A 15,486-nucleotide genomic window follows, 5' to 3' on the forward strand; every position below is an offset into this window, starting at 1 on the left:
TGAACAGCTATGCTGTGAATGAAGGATGCGGATCTAACCTTGCAATAATGTAAAATCAGGTTTTGCCTACTTTTGCCAAAACAAAAGTAGGTCACGCCGAAGGCTTATCCAGCAAATGGATGAGAATATGGCAAGATTCCACCATGATCTTTATCTACATTTCTTAGACTCAATCTAAGCTCGTAGATCTAATTTATATCTAAGGATCTATTTTGAAAATCAATTTAAGTCTTCAACAAGACTTTCAAGCTGCTGAATTGCCTCTCAAACGTGGGCAAATCAAAAAAAATATCGAAACTGCACTGCGTCATGTCGGTTTCGATGTCAATTGTGAAATCGGGATTGCCTGTGTCGACATCGCAGAAAGCCATGAGCTCAATCTGCAATATCGTGAAAAAGACAAACCGACCAATGTGCTGTCTTTTCCAAGTGACATCCCTGAGGAAATGCTCAGCTTACTGGATGCAGAGCCACTCGGTGATTTAGTCATTTGTATTCCTGTGGTTTTGCAAGAAGCTGCTGAACAACAAAAAACACCAAATGATCATTTCAATCATTTATTGGTCCACGGCGTTTTACATTTACTCGGTTATGACCATGAGACCAGCGAAGCTGAAGCTGAAGAAATGGAAGCTTTGGAAATCGAGATTCTGAAAAAACTGGGAATCGCCAATCCTTACCAAGCCGATGAAAGCTAAGCCAAGCTCCTATGTATATCGTTATTTTTAAAGCCACGATCAAACAACTTGATGCAACGTATTCAGACATGGCCCAAATGCTCAGACATAAAGCCTTGAGCCAGTTTAACTGTGCCAAGTTTGAAGCATGCAGTGAAAATGGTTTTGAAATTGCCCTGTCTTATTGGCATAGCCTTGAAGATATTCAACGTTGGCAACAAGATGCAGAACATCAAGTAGCTCAGCGCTTAGGTAAACAAAAATGGTATCAGGACTTTAGCGTTGAAATCTGTAAGATTGAACGAGCCTATTCCAGTCAAAAGGAATTGTGAATAAAGACAAACTTATCCACAAAGCGCATAAAAAACGGCTGAATCCAGCCGTTTTTTATTGATTCAATTTTAGAATTGGTAGCGGAAAGTCAATGTTGCATTCCGTGGCGCTCCATAGTTCATACTATTTGCACCAATACCATCATAATATTCCTTGTCTAATAAATTATCTAAGTTAAGTTGCACACTGATATTTTGATCAACTTTATAACCCAACATTGCGCTCAGCAAGAAAACCTCATCTTGCTCAATCAAACTGGCACCAGTTCCCGTATACGTTTTTCCTCTATAATTTACGCCAAAGCCCGCATTCCACTGTTCCGCTTTATATTTAACAAATAAGTTTGATGTGGTACGAGCACTGTTGACTGCTACTTTCTGATCTTTAGCATCTTTGGCCTCAAAGTTTGCGATACCAAAATTCACGCCCCAGTTCTGGTTTATTTCACCATCAATTTCAAGCTCAACCCCTTTACTAACAACCCCATCAACAGCTCTATATGCTTTTTCATCAGGTTTAACACCAATAACGGTGACGCCTGAGACCTCCTCAGCAAAATTACTTTGTTCAATTCTGAATATAGAAAGCGCAGTATTTAGGCGACCGTCGAACCATTCACTTTTTATACCTGTGTCATAATTTCGACCAATAATCGGATCAATGTAATTCGCATTTACATCGCGACGATTTTGAGGTTTAAAAATATCCGTATAACTTGCATAGAAAGAATGATCTTGAGCAAAATCATAGACAAGCCCTATATAAGGCGTGACTTGATCTCTGAACTCACGATTCCCCTTACCATCTTCAGACTCATATTCCCAGTTCGATAGTCTTGCACCTGCCACTAATTTTAATGGATCAAGCACTTGGAATTTACCTGCAATATAGATACCTGTTTGTGTCGTTGTATTACCTGGCAATTTCTGTGGATTGGTAATAGGAGTGAGCAATTTGGTATTCATATCGGAAAAATCGAGTTGTTTCCATTTATCAATATCCAGATCATTTGTTCCTTTGTCCTTTCCTTGAATGGTTCCATAACGACTATTGACCAATTCACTTTTATTCCATGAACCACCCAATATAATTTCTTGCTTACGATCTGCAATGGTGAAAGGTGCTGATATATACATATCAATGTTATTTTCATCATTACGAGCATCTGACGAATACACTGAAACAGAACCTAGACTTTTATTGGTTGCCTTATCGACCTTGCCATCAATATAAAGTAAGGCGGTTTCTTTATCATTTCGCTGAAAGGAATAGGCAATATTTAAATTTACATCATTAAAAAGATTCTGTTTTAAGCCAGCAAAAACTGCTGTTGTATTAACATTCCAGTACGTCCAGTCTGAACTCACTGTTAGAGAGCGATCAAATTTGGTCCGCGTCCCATCATTATAAAAAGCAGGTAAGCCTCCCCAACGTATTCCATCACGATTTAATTCTTGGTAGGTCGCCGCAAAGGATAAATTTGTTTTATCCGTAACATCATAGTCAATTGCACCATAAACAATATTACGTTCTCTTGAGAAGAAATCCATGAAGGAGTCTTCATCTGAGTGCTTTATATAAACTCGCCCACGTAAAGAACCATCTGCATTTAATGCATTCGAAAGATCCGCAGAACTGGTATAGCGATTCCATGACCCAACAGATGCATTCACATTACCTGTGAATTCTTTGGCATTGGCACGTTTACGTACCATATTTATTCCCATCGAAGGGTTACCTGCGCCCGAGTTTAAGCCATTGGCTCCTTTGACGACTTCAACGCGATCATAGATTCCCAAATCCAAATCACCTTCTGCAAGTGATGATGTACTTGGCATGCCATCGATCAGGTGATAATCCACCTGAAAGCCACGGGCAAAATAACTTTGACGCTCATCTGTACGAGAAACAGTTACGCCCGTGACATTACTCATGAAATCTTGAAAAGAATCAATATTTCGGTCATCCAAATATTCACGTGTATAAACTTTCACAGCTTGAGGAGTATCTCTCAAAGACAAATCAAATTTAGTCGCAGTATTGGTACTTTTAGCTGTGTAACTTCCAGTTCCTTCGGTCGTTACCTGATCACTTTGTTCAGCTTTGACTGTAATCGTTGGCAACTGTGCAGTGTCATTAGATGGTTTACTTTCTGCAAAAGCCAATGATGGAAAAATAATTGTTGCCATCGCCAATACAAGCGGGTGCGCTTTAAACAGGCTCAAAGTCGGATCTTGGTGCATGAAATATGTCCTTATAAAGGGAAGTGCATTTGAAAACATGCATATCCTTCCCCCCGAAAATTTAAAGAAGGATGCATTCATTTTCAAAAAGGAGATTTAACAAAAAAGACGACGCAAATGATAATTGTTTTTATTATCAATTCAATAATTAATGAATAAATTTAAACTATTGTTTTTAATTAATTTAAATTATAAAAAATTCATTAAAAATATAGTCATTTGATTTTTATAGATATTTAATTTGGTTTTTAATCATCATAAATTCCAATCAGAAAGTATACTTGACTTCAATGCACTTCAAACTCTGCATCGACGGGGTCAAAACGCCAAGTCCGTATAATTCGCAACTCCGAAATATCCTTTTTCATTGCTGCATCAAATGCTCCAAATGGTGCACCACGCCGTACTGACGCTTTAGCAGCTTCATCCAAAACGGAATGTCCCGAACTTTCGATTAAGCGAATCGCCCGAATCCCGCCCTCCGCATTCAGAATCACCATTAAACGCACTTCTCCGGCTAAACGCTGCTGCTTTGCCTCATCCGGATAATAACGGTTGCCATACAATTCGACTTTTTGACGGAACTTATCCAGATAGGCAGCGGATGCATCTTGTTTGGCTTGAATGCCATCAACCGTTTTAATGCGTTGTTTGCGGCTAAAATTTTGCTGTCGTTGTAAATATTGTGCTTCCAAGCTCGCCACCATCGCGGCCTTGGCCTGAAACTGGCTTTGTAACTCATCCAGCGTCTTTTTACGTTCGCTTTGTTCTGCCTGTTTTTGCCAGCTTAAAACCGTCATTAAGACTTTTTCTTCAAACTTGAGCTCACGTTTCTGCTGAACTTTTTCCAGACTTTCTAGTGTAGACTCACCTGTTGTCGCATCAGCCTGCATGGGCGCTGGCATATCACTGGACATACGATGCGCTTGACGAAAATCACCCGAACCCTGTTGATCCGCCTGGGCCAGAAAATCCGCCTCTTTGACTTTATCCGCACTCGGACGCACAGTGACTGCAATCTCTTTGGTTGAGGTATCTGCAGGCGATGGCATGGTAAAATGAATAGCCAGTACAGCACCATGCAGCAGCATCGCCAAAGCAACCGCCCCGACAAAAAGCGGATCTTGCCACCAATAACCAGACAGCGCTGAACGAAAATTTATTTTATTCCACATGCGATTCAAGCGGCAAAAAATGCCTCATCCCCAACGGTGATAACCGTATAAAAACCCAAACAATATTCAAAAATTTACAAAAATGTGATCCACTTATAGTTACAGTGTTTCCATAACATCATTTTATGAAAATGTAGCAATTAATTTTGCTACACTGCAAGTTAGAAATTTATTTTTATTTTTTAGTTAATACAAAGATCGTGGTATTGCATGACCTATCAATTCACTTTCTGGAACAACTTTTATGCAAACGCTAATCTCGTCCGTTTTTAAACGTCTACGTAAAGTTTACCAAAAAGCAGAAGAATTCATCGAAGAAGAAAGAGAATTTTCGCTTTCGCAAGTTTTTGTGAATGCCACCATGGAGCGTTATGTCACAGAAAATGTCGACATGATGCAAGACCTGCATGCCGACTTATATGATGGCTGGTTACGCTTATATACCACGCTAGATGTAAAAGGCTTACATACCACGCTCTCGGTCGACTTGAAATTGATTCAGATGGAAATGAATCAAAACGTACAACTGATGGTGTTTGAACAGATCAGCAATACTCAGGTCATTGAAGCAAAATTCAAGAATATTTTTCAGAAATGGGGCTTTTACATTGCCATCTGGTATTACCAGAAATTTCGTGAAGAAGATCCACTAGGTAAAATCCTGGAACATTTTGATATCGTCAAGGTCAAGGATGAATTGCTTTATCTGGATCTGAATCGCTGGCTTGGCAAGAAAGCCAGTATTATCGAAACGCTGAGCAAAGTGCATGTAAACCGAGCCCGGGTTCGTCCAGCAGAGTTAATCGTCTGGGGCAATGTTAATCTGGCTGCAATTCTGTCGCCGTCAAACGATGACGACTTTGATGAAGATGGGCTGGAAGATACTGAAGTCACCCCGATTCAGCAAAAAGACCCTAAGCAGTAACAAATTGATTATTCGGTGGTATGTTGCACCATAACCCATACCACGCATATACACAACTTCATGATTTATACGAAAAATTAACAAGCGCTTAGTAAAAAGCCTGATCTTTTCTTCACAATCTAGCAGCATAATAGTATTCAATCGTAGTTTGAAATGAGTGATTGAGTTATCCAGATCACTCAGAGGATAGAATGTTATGACAAAGAAATTATTGAAAGTAGCGGGTATTACCTCTGCGGCCATTTTAAGTGCAAGCTTATCTAGTCATGCATTGGCGATGGCACCTTTTCAGGCCAGCTATCAGTTTAGCTACAACAATAAAAATCTGGGTTCTGCAACACGTACCCTTTCCCAACAAGGCAATAACTGGACCTATAAGTTCAATGCCAAAGCCGGTGCGATTGCGTCTGCCTCTGAAACTAGCCAGTTTAATTTTGCCAATAACAGAATTACCTCACAAAATTTCAGCCGCAGCAGCAAGATCCTGATTCACAACAATACGATGAATATTAATTTCAACCCAAGCAGTAAAGTGGTGAATACCAAAAAGGATGACCAGAGCCGTTCATTTGCATGGCAGGCGGGCGCGCTGGATGAGTTGAATGCCGAATTGCAAATCCGTGAAGATTTGAAAAATAATGCTCTGAAAAGCAAATACTTGATTGCAGATGCCAAAGCGTTGGATGAACGTCGTTTTGTTAAACAGGGTACTGAAAGTATCAAGACCCCTTATGGGACATTTGATGCCATTAAAGTGGTCATGCAGCATGATAAACCTGAACGTAATACCGTGTTCTGGTTAGCGCCAAAACTTGACTATCTGCCAGTAAAAATGGCGCATAATGATGGAAAATCGTCTTACGGACTGTTATTAACCAGTTATTCGGGTAAAACAAACTAAGCAACTGGTCAATTTTGGCTTGCATTTTTTTTGATGCTTTTTAAAATATGCCTTTGCTTGAACAAGCATCCGTTTAGAGGATTCTCCCGTGTACGCTTTAGAACAGAAAATCTTAAATGAAGGTATCGTTCTATCTGATCAGGTGTTGAAAGTTGACGCTTTCTTAAACCACCAAATCGATCCTGTGTTAATGCAGCTGATTGGTAAAGAGTTTGCCGCTCGCTTTAAAGATGCAGGTATTACTAAAATTATTACCATCGAAGCTTCAGGTATTGCACCTGCAATCATGGCAGGTTTAGAACTTGGCGTTCCTGTTATTTTCGCCCGTAAATACCAGTCATTAACACTCAAAGACGACCTTTACCGTTCTAAAGTGTTCTCGTTTACCAAACAAACTGAAAGCACCATTGCGATTTCGAACAAGCACATCAGCTCAAGTGACAAAGCGCTAGTGATTGATGACTTCCTTGCCAATGGTCAGGCTGCTTTAGGTCTTATTGACCTGATCCACCAAGCAAACGCTGAAGTGGTTGGTGTCGGTATCGTGATTGAAAAATCATTCCAGCCGGGTCGTGACGTGTTGCTTGAAAAAGGCTACCGCGTTGAGTCCTTAGCCCGTGTTAAATCTTTAGCAGACGGCAAAGTGACTTTTGTGACTGAATAAGATTCAAACACGAGAAAAAAGCGGATGACAATTCATCCGCTTTTTTTATTTAACAACAATCCCAGTTATATAGCACTTTGGAAAAATCTCTGTTCTTTAAATCTTCTGGGTGAATAAAGAAATTCCCTACACCCGAATCGCCCCACATAATTTCGTTTTCGGCATCATCGGTATCCAGCTGGAAAAGCAGTACATAATCTTGAACTTTTTCATTATATTGACGTGGATCAGTTTGGGTAAAATAAGGATAACCGCCTAAACGGTGTCCACTTGCGGAAGCAACTTCATCATAAGGCTCGATAAAATCATCTTCGAAATCGCCACCTTCGAATCGCTCTTCAAAATCGTAAAGCTCTTCAACCCCTAAAATCTTCGGTGCAAAGGCAAAATCACCGAGGCTAATGGGCTGAGAAGTGAGGTTAAATTCAATCGAGTATTGTCCCGTAAATGGTAAATAAGCATCTTCATCAAACTCAAGCTCGGAAAAATCCTGTTTTAATTGCGCTGCGTCTGCAATCACCTGATCAAAATATAAGACCTTAAAACCCGATTGCTGTTGTTGGTCGTCGAAATTCATTCCATACAAATCATCGGCTGCAATATAGAACTGCAAAATTCCCTGGTCTGGAAAATTGGGTAAACTTGGAATTTCAGCAAAATTAAACTGTGCCAACAAGGCCAACGGATTGCCATTAGAATCGACTGGATAAGCGGTATCCAAAGGTAAATACGGCTCTCCCCCAATCTTACTTTGCCATAAGCTTAAGTCATCACTTGCTGTGAGTTGCATCGTAATTGTTGGCAGAATAGTGGCTGAAATTTTTTCTAGGTATGGATGTAAAATATGCGGTAAATGCTCGGCTTGAAGATTCATTTTGTTGATTGTCTCTGTCGTTATTTATAGAACTTAATATAAAACAAGCAGCTAAATTAAAATAGAGAACAAAGTCTGTACCACGACAGTTAATGACGCTCAACTGCCCCCTTATTTATTACCTAAATTCTGCTAAGATGAGCCCAGGCAAAATCTGCGATAGGAATGACGATGCGTACATATTTAGACCTTTTACAACATATCCTCGATAATGGCGGCGACAAAGGTGACCGTACAGGAACAGGAACACGTTCAGTATTCGGTCATCAGATGCGCTTTGATCTTTCACAAGGTTTTCCATTACTGACCACCAAAAAAGTACATTTCCGTTCCATCGTGATCGAGCTGCTCTGGTTCCTCAAAGGCGATACCAACGTTCAATACCTAAAAGACAACAAAGTCACGATCTGGGATGAATGGGCAACGGCTGAGCAAACGGCGCGCTTTGGCCGTCCAGAAGGCGAACTTGGCCCTGTTTATGGTCACCAATGGCGTAACTTCGGCGCAACCCAAAATGCAGATGGCAGCTATCAGCAAGATGGTTTTGACCAGATCAAATGGCTGGTGAATGAAATCAAGACCAATCCAAACTCACGTCGTTTGATCGTGTCTGGCTGGAATCCGAATGAAGCAGGTAAAGTTGCTTTGCCGCCTTGTCATACCCTGTTCCAGTTTTTTGTCCAAGATAACAAATTATCCTGCCAGCTGTACCAACGCAGTGCCGATGTTTTCTTAGGCGTACCCTTCAATATTGCCAGCTATGCCTTACTAACACACATGATTGCGCAAGTGTGCGGTTTAGGGGTCGGTGATTTTGTCTGGACAGGTGGCGACACACATTTATATGCCAACCATTTTGAGCAGGCCCAATTACAGCTTTCTCGTGAACCATTGCCACTCTGTGAATTAAAATTAAATCCGGAAATTACCGATATTTTTGATTTTAAATTTGAAGATATTGAAATTGTTGGCTATGAGTCACATCCAGCAATTAAAGCACCCGTTGCAGTTTAAAAGATTAGAGAGAATATAAAATGGCATGGCAAGGCACTGAAGTTGTTCACGTAGTTGCGATGGATAAAAATCGCTGTATCGGCAAAGGCAATGCTTTGCCGTGGCATATCTCGGCTGATCTTAAGCACTTCAAGGCCATCACGCAAGGTGGTGTGGTGATCATGGGGCGTAAAACCCTTGAATCTATGGGCCGTGCTCTTCCCAACCGTGTCAACTGGGTGATTACCCGTGATCCTGAATGGCAGTTCGAAGGGGTTAAAGTTGCACACAGCATCGAAGAGGCATTAAACGGCGCACTTACAGATGCACAACACGCTGAAAAAGCCTCTTTATTTATTATTGGGGGTGGAGAGATTTTTACTCAAACCCTTAGTATTGCTGATCGCCTAGAGTTAACCCATGTGGAACTTGACGTTCAGGGCGATGCACATTATCCAGAACTCTCTGAGGATTTTCACAAAGTAAACTCAGAACAACATCGCGATGAGAAGTCTGGTGTCGCTTTCGAGTTTGCGACCTACCAAAAATAATAATGGATCGCAGTTGCCATGCATAATATAGGATCACGTGAGTTTTTTATTGCCTTAGGGATCGGGCTTTTACACGGTCTGTTCACCTTATGCGTGGTTCTTTCCAGTGTCTGGCTTTGCCTTGCGCTCTGGATTCAACAACCGCTCGGTACCTTCTTTAGCCGGGTGACAATTGTACTCTGGAGCCTGTTTGCACTGAGCCTGCTGGGTGTCTATTTCAGTGGTCATCTCATCAGCCGCCGTACCGATATCATTATTTATTGTGTTGCCTTTGCCTGTTCCTTGATCTGGTATTTTTCTATCGAAGCCAGACAAGACCGTGACTGGAATCCAGAAGTTGCCGAACAGCTCAGCTATAGCAAACAAGGTGATCTGGTTAGCTTACACAAGGTTCGTAACTTTGACTGGCATGCGGACGGGACGTATGACATCCGCTGGGAAGACCGAAACATTGATCTGAACAAAATTACCGGGATCAATGTCATCACTTCTTACTGGATGGGTCCGCAGATTGCACATACACTGGTCAGCTTTGATTTTGCCGATCAAAAGCCTTTGGTATTTTCAATTGAGATCCGCAAAGAGAAAGGCGAAGATTTTTCTGCCATTGGCGGTTTTTTCCGTAAATATGAACTCAGCCTAGTCGCTTCAGATGAAAAAGATATTGTGTATACACGCAGTAATATTCGTCATGAACAGGTGTATTTATTTCCGGTCAAAATGCCTGCAGCCGAGCGCAAAGCGCTGTTTATTGAATATCTGAAGCAGGCTGATGAGCTCCGCGGTGAAGCAAAATGGTACAATACCCTAACCAGTAACTGCACTACGCTGGTATTTGATATGGTTCAGGCCATTAACCCACAAAAATTACCGAAAGATTATCGCTTACTGGCTTCAGGATATTTGCCCAACTATCTTTACGACCTGAAAGCACTTAACCAGAATTACAGTATCAATGAATGGTATCGTCTGGCACATATCAACCCACGTGCTGAACAGTACGATCAACAGTCCAATAAAAGTAGCGAGTATTTTTCGGATGTAATTCGCGCAGGTTTGCCGAAAGTTGAGTGATTTTTCCACTAATTTCATTAAAAGTATCTGAACATTTACAAAAGGATACTGAATATCCTGTGCTACTCCATGTTGTTTTCTTTTAATAAATACTTATAGAAACACAATGATTCGGATTTAAAATCTTATGTTAAAGCCTTTTTTAACAACATGTACTTTGGCAATTGCCGTAGCAATGACGGGTTGTGCAGCCACAGAATCTCTCCAGACTTCACCAAACGCTTCTCAGAAAGAAAGTATCGGTCTTTATAACCGTAACTGGATCGCTACCCATATCAATGGTGTGGAGATTAAAAGCAATGATCTTTCTGGCAAACGTCCAGCCATTCAGTTCGATGCTCAAGGCAAGCGTTTCTTTGGTGCAGATGGCTGTAACCAGATTCAGGGGACTTTTGAAAGCCAAGGTTCGATCTTACGCCTAGGCCCAATTGCTTCAACCATGATGGCATGTATCGGCAAGGACAATAGTGCCCTTTCTCGCCAATATGCAAATGCTTTGGCAAGTACCACCAATTATGAACTGAAAGGCCATGAGCTTAAATTCATGGATGCATCCGGCAAAGTACTGGTCAGCTTCGTAACAGTCATCCAGCCGCTTCCTTAACGCGATTACTATAAAAAGTAAAAGCTCGTTTCAAACACGGGCTTTTACTTTTTGGGTAGTTCGTTTAAGTTAGTGGCATGCTTAAAATTAAAAATCGGGGAGTTATATGCAACAGGCAATGTTAGGTGGTGGATGCTTTTGGTGTGTAGAGGCCGTATTTCTACAACTGAAAGGTGTTGAAAAAGTGGTAAGTGGCTATGCCGGCGGGATTACCCAAAACCCAAGCTACGAGCAGGTCTGTCAGGGCAATACACAACATGCGGAAGTCATCCTGATTGATTTTGATGAACAGCAGATCAGCTACACCCAATTGTTGAATGTATTCTTTACCACTCATGATCCAACCACATTAAACCGTCAGGGTAATGATATTGGCACCCAATATCGCTCTGTGATTTATTACTTTGATAATGAGCAAAAGCAGCAAGCTGAGCAGGTCATTCAAAGTCTGGAAGATGAAGGGCTGAATATTGTGACTGAACTCAGTCCGGTACCTACGTTTTACCCGGCTGAGGAATATCACCAGAACTTCTTTGCCCGTAACCCGTCACAAGGTTACTGCAACTTCAGTATTCCTCCTAAGCTGTCTAAACTCCGCGCCAAGTATCTTGACCTGCTCAAAGATGAATAGACATAAAAAAAGCAACTCACCGAGTTGCTTTTTTATTACGATCGCGCTTTAGTTTTCACTTACAAACGCAATATCACTTAAGCCGGCTTCACTGGCACGCGACATGACTTGTGCAACCGTATCATATTTTGATTCTTTATCTGCACGTAATTGCACTGTCGGTTTTGTCTGTGCCTGACCCGCTTCTTGGAAACGCTTCTCTAGCTCATCCAGGCTAATGATTTGTGCATCCCAAGCCACTTCACCTTTGTCATTAATACTGATGGTGATTGCTTTTGGTGGCGGATCAACAATTTCAGCCGTTGTTTTTGGTAAACTTAATGGAATTGATGGGTTAGCAACCGTTGCTGTGACTAAAAAGATAATCATCAATACCAACATAATGTCGATCAGAGGAATGAGATTCATCTCATTCATGCCACTGTCGTGGTCTTCACCCAATTGAAAGCCCATTTTAAGCTTGACCTCCAACTAAACTTTGTTGAGTCGCTTTAGTTTCTGTTTTTGCCGCTGTTTCTTGCTGCAACATGGTATCGATTAACAAGCTATGTGCCTGATCTTGTAAGTCATGTGCCAGGCCACGGTTGAAACGTACACAGATGTTATAAGCCATTACTGCAGGAATTGCGACGGCTAGGCCTAGACCGGTCATAATCAAGGCTTCACCGACCGGTGTTGCTACCTGAGCCAAACCAGCCTGTCCGCTTTTACCTACCGCAACAAGCGCATGGAAAATTCCCCATACTGTACCGAACAAACCCACAAACGGTGCCAATGAAGCGATTGTTCCAAGCACTGATACCCCTTTTTCTGCTTGAGATTTCTCAGCAGAGATCTGGCGAAGTAATGCCTGTTCAGCGACAGCTTTACGTTGTTCAAACGATAAAGGCTGTAACTTTGATTTTAGCGCAGCCAAAGCTTGCACCAGTTGGTTATAAGCCTGTTGTTTTAACTGGCGTGTTCCTAAAATGCGCAGAATGAAAATAGTCCACGTTGCAATCGACATTGCTAATAGGATGAAATACAGTGTCTTACTTACTGCATCTGCATGTTGCCAATAAACTGAAAAGTTCATATACGAACTCCTGATTTAATCTGCTACAAAAGGCTAAGAGGAACTCTTCACCAGCTCTAATGGGAGATCCCCATTAATAGCTCGCCCATCTTTAGTTGGTTTAAATTTCGCTCTTCGTACTGCTTTGAGTACGATGTCATCTAATTTCGGTAATCCTGTTGATTTTTTTACCGTTACATTCAAAATTTTGCCTGAGGGTTCAGCTTCAATATGTACAATAATTGTCCGCTCACTACCCTCTAAATCCGAATCTTTATAAGCAGGCGCAGGTTTTCTCGACCAAGACACTTCACCAGGCGCAGCAGGCTGACTCTTTCGGGCCTCCTCTTCTGCTCTTTGATTTCTAAGCGCTTGTTCACGGGCTTGCTGTTCTTTCAACGCCTGTTCACGAGCCTGTTGCTCTTTTAACGCTTGTTCCCGCTGGAGCTGCTCTAATCTCTGCTTTTCCAACTCTTGCTGTTTCTTTAATTTCTCTTGCGTATCATCTTGTTGAATCACCTTTGGTTCTACCTTCTGTACTTTCTGGGCAATAACTTTTGGCTTTTCAACAGGTTTTGGCTCTACCTTCTTCTCTACAGGTTTAGGCTCTACTTTAGGCTTGATCGGCTCTACTTTTGCAGGAGGAGGTGGCGGTGGTGGTACATCTTCTTTAATTGTTAAAAAACGTACTTTTAACGGCTCTTTGTCGACGGGCTTAAGCTCCATCGTTTTCATGTGGCTAACCGCCCACAGAACTCCTACATGTCCAATCACAACCGCAACTAAGGCAGTGATGATTTTCTTTTTCATCGGGTGTGGCGTGTTGAATGTAGCAGGAGATTGACTCATAAGAATCTAAGTACCTATATAGATGGTGAGACTTTCAAAAAAGCGATTTCACTCATCGGATAGAACAATGAAAGTGCCGTAATAATAAATGAGAAGTGTTTTCATTTGCAACCATTTTTTCTTGTATATTTGCTAAGCTTTGAAAAATAGGCATAAAAAAACATGCCTGACGGCATGTTCTTTTTATACAACGGCAGGATAGCGTTTCTTAGAACACTACGGTTTTATTGCCATCTACAATAATACGGTCTTCTAAATGCCATTTTACCGCACGTGCCAAGACATTACGTTCAACGTCTTCACCTAACTCACGCAGCTGTTCAACGTTATAGTCATGGCTCACACGTTCAACGTCCTGTTCAATGATCGGGCCTTGATCGAGATCAGCCGTCACATAGTGTGCTGTTGCACCAATCAGTTTCACGCCTTTCTCATAGGCTTGCTTATATGGATTTGCACCCACGAAAGCTGGCAGAAAGGAATGGTGAATATTGATAATCTTCATTTCCCATTTCGCAACAAAGTCTTCGCTGAGAATCTGCATGTAACGCGCCAGCACCAATAAATCGTTGCCTTGCATCATTTCATCAATCTGAGCATAAGCTTCAGCTTTATTGTCTTTATTCACTGGGACAACATGGAAAGGAATACCGAAGTTTTCAACCGCTTCACGCAAATCTGGATGGTTTGAAATCACCTGGGTAATTTCACATGGTAATGAGCCACGCGCATGACGCCATAACAGTTCTAGTAAAGCATGGTCAACTTTCGACACCAGAATACCGACTTTTTTCAACTCGCCAACGAAATTCATTTTCCATTGCATTTCATAACGTTCAGCCACATTTACAGCAAAAGTCTGCATAAGCGCTTCTTTACGAGATGGCAAATTATCAAGTTCAAATTCAACACGCATGAAGTAACGCCCGCCCTGAGCTTCTGTTGCGTACTGATCAAGTGCGGTAATGTTTGCTCCCTGATGATACAAAAAGCTCGATACGGCTTGCACGATCCCCGGCTTGTCTTCACAAGTAATCAGTAATCGCGCTGTGTGGGCTGTAGTCGTGTTCATTTGGTTAATATCACTTATTCGAATCAAATTAAAATCAAGCCGAGCATTCTAACCCTTTTTTGCCCCTGACTAAATAGCTAAGGCTCACTCGTCGTCATTTTTAAGATTAGATAAGCTGGCAAACAGGTCGGATGGACCCAATGATTTCAATAATTGTTCATAAGTCTGGCGGCTTTCCCCCATCAAATACGGGCCTTCCAGAAACACCATCTGACGCAAAGCCTGCCATACCCATTTTTCTTCAAGGCGATTGTTATCACTGATATGACCAGACATATATAAGAAGTTAGTCCAGTTGGTCAGCACAATCCACAGGTTAATAATCAAGGCTTCGATTTCCGAATCGGTCATCTTCATCAGGCCGGCATCCACGAAAGCGCGATAGATTTTTTGGCCCTGCTGCATCACCTGCCCCGCAAAACGCGGATAGATTTTTCTAAAGTCTTCATTATTTTCCACCAGATGATACACATCGCGGTGAATAAAACGATAGGCCCACAACTGATTACTCAGCACCTGAAAGTAGCTGATCTTGTCATTGGCATTCAATGGGCGATCGGCCGGCAAAGCCAGCATTTCCAAGGTTTCAGCCTGATACTGCTGCGCCAGTTCCTTGATAATTTCCTGTTTGTTACGGAAATGATAATACAGGTTACCAGGGCTAATCCCCAGTTCAGCCGCAATGTGATTGGTGGTGACCGAACGCTCTCCACGCTCATTAAACAACTGCAAACTGATTTGCAAAATTCGATCTTTTGTTTTGTTCGGTTTAGCGTGCGACATTGAGTTTAACCATCTATAACATTATCAATAGGTTATAAAACAAACCTATAAAGCGACTTGACACTTTAGAGTATTTACTCTAA

The 15,486-nt window shown here is 41.6% G+C and carries 18 protein-coding genes; 10 read left to right on the forward strand and 8 right to left on the reverse strand.

The features are described 5' to 3' along the window. Positions 1-212 precede the first annotated feature (212 nt). Together ybeY and ACINWC323_RS05670 are read left to right on the forward strand one after the other, a co-directional pair. Positions 213-698, forward strand: a complete 486-nt coding sequence (gene ybeY, locus ACINWC323_RS05675) for an rRNA maturation RNase YbeY (RefSeq protein WP_005280578.1) — start codon at positions 213-215, stop codon at positions 696-698. An 11-nt stretch (positions 699-709) separates the two neighbouring features. Beyond that, positions 710-1,009, forward strand: a complete 300-nt coding sequence (locus ACINWC323_RS05670) for an antibiotic biosynthesis monooxygenase family protein (protein ID WP_009514141.1) — start codon at positions 710-712, stop codon at positions 1,007-1,009. A 69-nt stretch (positions 1,010-1,078) separates the two neighbouring features. Here the strand turns inward: ACINWC323_RS05670 and ACINWC323_RS05665 are convergent, their stop codons facing one another. Together ACINWC323_RS05665 and ACINWC323_RS05660 are read right to left on the reverse strand one after the other, a co-directional pair. Further along, a complete protein-coding gene (locus tag ACINWC323_RS05665) occupies positions 1,079-3,253 on the reverse strand; it encodes a TonB-dependent siderophore receptor (RefSeq protein WP_009514303.1) in 2,175 nt (724 codons plus the stop codon). A gap of 287 nt (positions 3,254-3,540) precedes the next feature. Further along, positions 3,541-4,428, reverse strand: a complete 888-nt coding sequence (locus ACINWC323_RS05660) for an energy transducer TonB (RefSeq protein WP_009514149.1) — start codon at positions 4,426-4,428, stop codon at positions 3,541-3,543. A 244-nt stretch (positions 4,429-4,672) separates the two neighbouring features. Between ACINWC323_RS05660 and ACINWC323_RS05655 the strand changes: the two genes are divergently transcribed. The 3 genes from ACINWC323_RS05655 to ACINWC323_RS05645 all read left to right on the forward strand — a co-directional run bounded on the left by ACINWC323_RS05655 (position 4,673) and on the right by ACINWC323_RS05645 (position 6,918). Continuing rightward, the gene (locus ACINWC323_RS05655; protein WP_005280587.1) at positions 4,673-5,353 is read left to right on the forward strand and encodes a hypothetical protein; all 681 of its coding nucleotides are present in this window, start codon (positions 4,673-4,675) and stop codon (positions 5,351-5,353) included. Between the two features lie 196 nt (positions 5,354-5,549). Beyond that, a complete protein-coding gene (locus ACINWC323_RS05650; RefSeq protein WP_009514244.1) occupies positions 5,550-6,254 on the forward strand; it encodes a DUF3108 domain-containing protein in 705 nt (234 codons plus the stop codon). A gap of 88 nt (positions 6,255-6,342) precedes the next feature. Then, positions 6,343-6,918: a xanthine phosphoribosyltransferase gene (locus ACINWC323_RS05645; protein WP_005226682.1), complete on the forward strand. Its 576-nt coding sequence runs from the start codon at positions 6,343-6,345 to the stop codon at positions 6,916-6,918. Positions 6,919-6,967: 49 nt separating this feature from the next. Here ACINWC323_RS05645 and ACINWC323_RS05640 read toward each other — a convergent pair whose 3' ends face one another. Further along, positions 6,968-7,792, reverse strand: coding sequence for a YwqG family protein (locus ACINWC323_RS05640; protein ID WP_009514298.1), 825 nt, complete (start codon positions 7,790-7,792; stop codon positions 6,968-6,970). A 171-nt stretch (positions 7,793-7,963) separates the two neighbouring features. Between ACINWC323_RS05640 and thyA the strand changes: the two genes are divergently transcribed. From thyA to msrA, 5 genes are all read left to right on the forward strand, one after another. Further along, a complete protein-coding gene (thyA, locus tag ACINWC323_RS05635) occupies positions 7,964-8,806 on the forward strand; it encodes a thymidylate synthase (RefSeq protein WP_005280599.1) in 843 nt (280 codons plus the stop codon). 20 nt (positions 8,807-8,826) lie between these two features. After that, on the forward strand, positions 8,827-9,336 hold the full coding sequence (locus ACINWC323_RS05630; protein WP_005226679.1) for a dihydrofolate reductase: 510 nt from the start codon (positions 8,827-8,829) through the stop codon (positions 9,334-9,336). Between the two features lie 18 nt (positions 9,337-9,354). Continuing rightward, positions 9,355-10,410 carry an Lnb N-terminal periplasmic domain-containing protein gene (locus ACINWC323_RS05625; RefSeq protein WP_009514184.1) on the forward strand — a complete coding sequence of 352 codons (1,056 nt, stop codon included), beginning with the start codon at positions 9,355-9,357 and terminating at the stop codon, positions 10,408-10,410. Positions 10,411-10,537: 127 nt separating this feature from the next. Further along, the gene (locus tag ACINWC323_RS05620) at positions 10,538-11,014 is read left to right on the forward strand and encodes an META domain-containing protein (protein ID WP_009514143.1); all 477 of its coding nucleotides are present in this window, start codon (positions 10,538-10,540) and stop codon (positions 11,012-11,014) included. Between the two features lie 106 nt (positions 11,015-11,120). Then, positions 11,121-11,645 carry a peptide-methionine (S)-S-oxide reductase MsrA gene (msrA, locus tag ACINWC323_RS05615; protein WP_005226675.1) on the forward strand — a complete coding sequence of 175 codons (525 nt, stop codon included), beginning with the start codon at positions 11,121-11,123 and terminating at the stop codon, positions 11,643-11,645. A 48-nt stretch (positions 11,646-11,693) separates the two neighbouring features. On the opposite strand, the gene ACINWC323_RS05610 is transcribed toward msrA, so the two are convergent. The 5 genes from ACINWC323_RS05610 to ACINWC323_RS05590 all read right to left on the reverse strand — a co-directional run bounded on the left by ACINWC323_RS05610 (position 11,694) and on the right by ACINWC323_RS05590 (position 15,403). Then, on the reverse strand, positions 11,694-12,098 hold the full coding sequence (locus ACINWC323_RS05610; protein WP_005226674.1) for an ExbD/TolR family protein: 405 nt from the start codon (positions 12,096-12,098) through the stop codon (positions 11,694-11,696). Position 12,099: 1 nt separating this feature from the next. Beyond that, complete coding sequence (locus ACINWC323_RS05605) at positions 12,100-12,720, reverse strand: MotA/TolQ/ExbB proton channel family protein (protein WP_004774288.1); 621 nt, start codon at positions 12,718-12,720, stop codon at positions 12,100-12,102. A gap of 33 nt (positions 12,721-12,753) precedes the next feature. Continuing rightward, positions 12,754-13,548, reverse strand: coding sequence for an energy transducer TonB (locus ACINWC323_RS05600; protein WP_005226673.1), 795 nt, complete (start codon positions 13,546-13,548; stop codon positions 12,754-12,756). A 208-nt stretch (positions 13,549-13,756) separates the two neighbouring features. Next, positions 13,757-14,620, reverse strand: coding sequence for a formyltetrahydrofolate deformylase (gene purU / locus ACINWC323_RS05595; RefSeq protein WP_005226672.1), 864 nt, complete (start codon positions 14,618-14,620; stop codon positions 13,757-13,759). Between the two features lie 84 nt (positions 14,621-14,704). Beyond that, complete coding sequence (locus ACINWC323_RS05590; protein WP_009514347.1) at positions 14,705-15,403, reverse strand: TetR/AcrR family transcriptional regulator; 699 nt, start codon at positions 15,401-15,403, stop codon at positions 14,705-14,707. Between the last annotated feature and the right edge of the window lie 83 nt (positions 15,404-15,486).

This window comes from Acinetobacter sp. WC-323 (assembly GCF_000314615.1).
GTDB classification, from domain to species: Bacteria; Pseudomonadota; Gammaproteobacteria; order Pseudomonadales; family Moraxellaceae; genus Acinetobacter; species Acinetobacter courvalinii.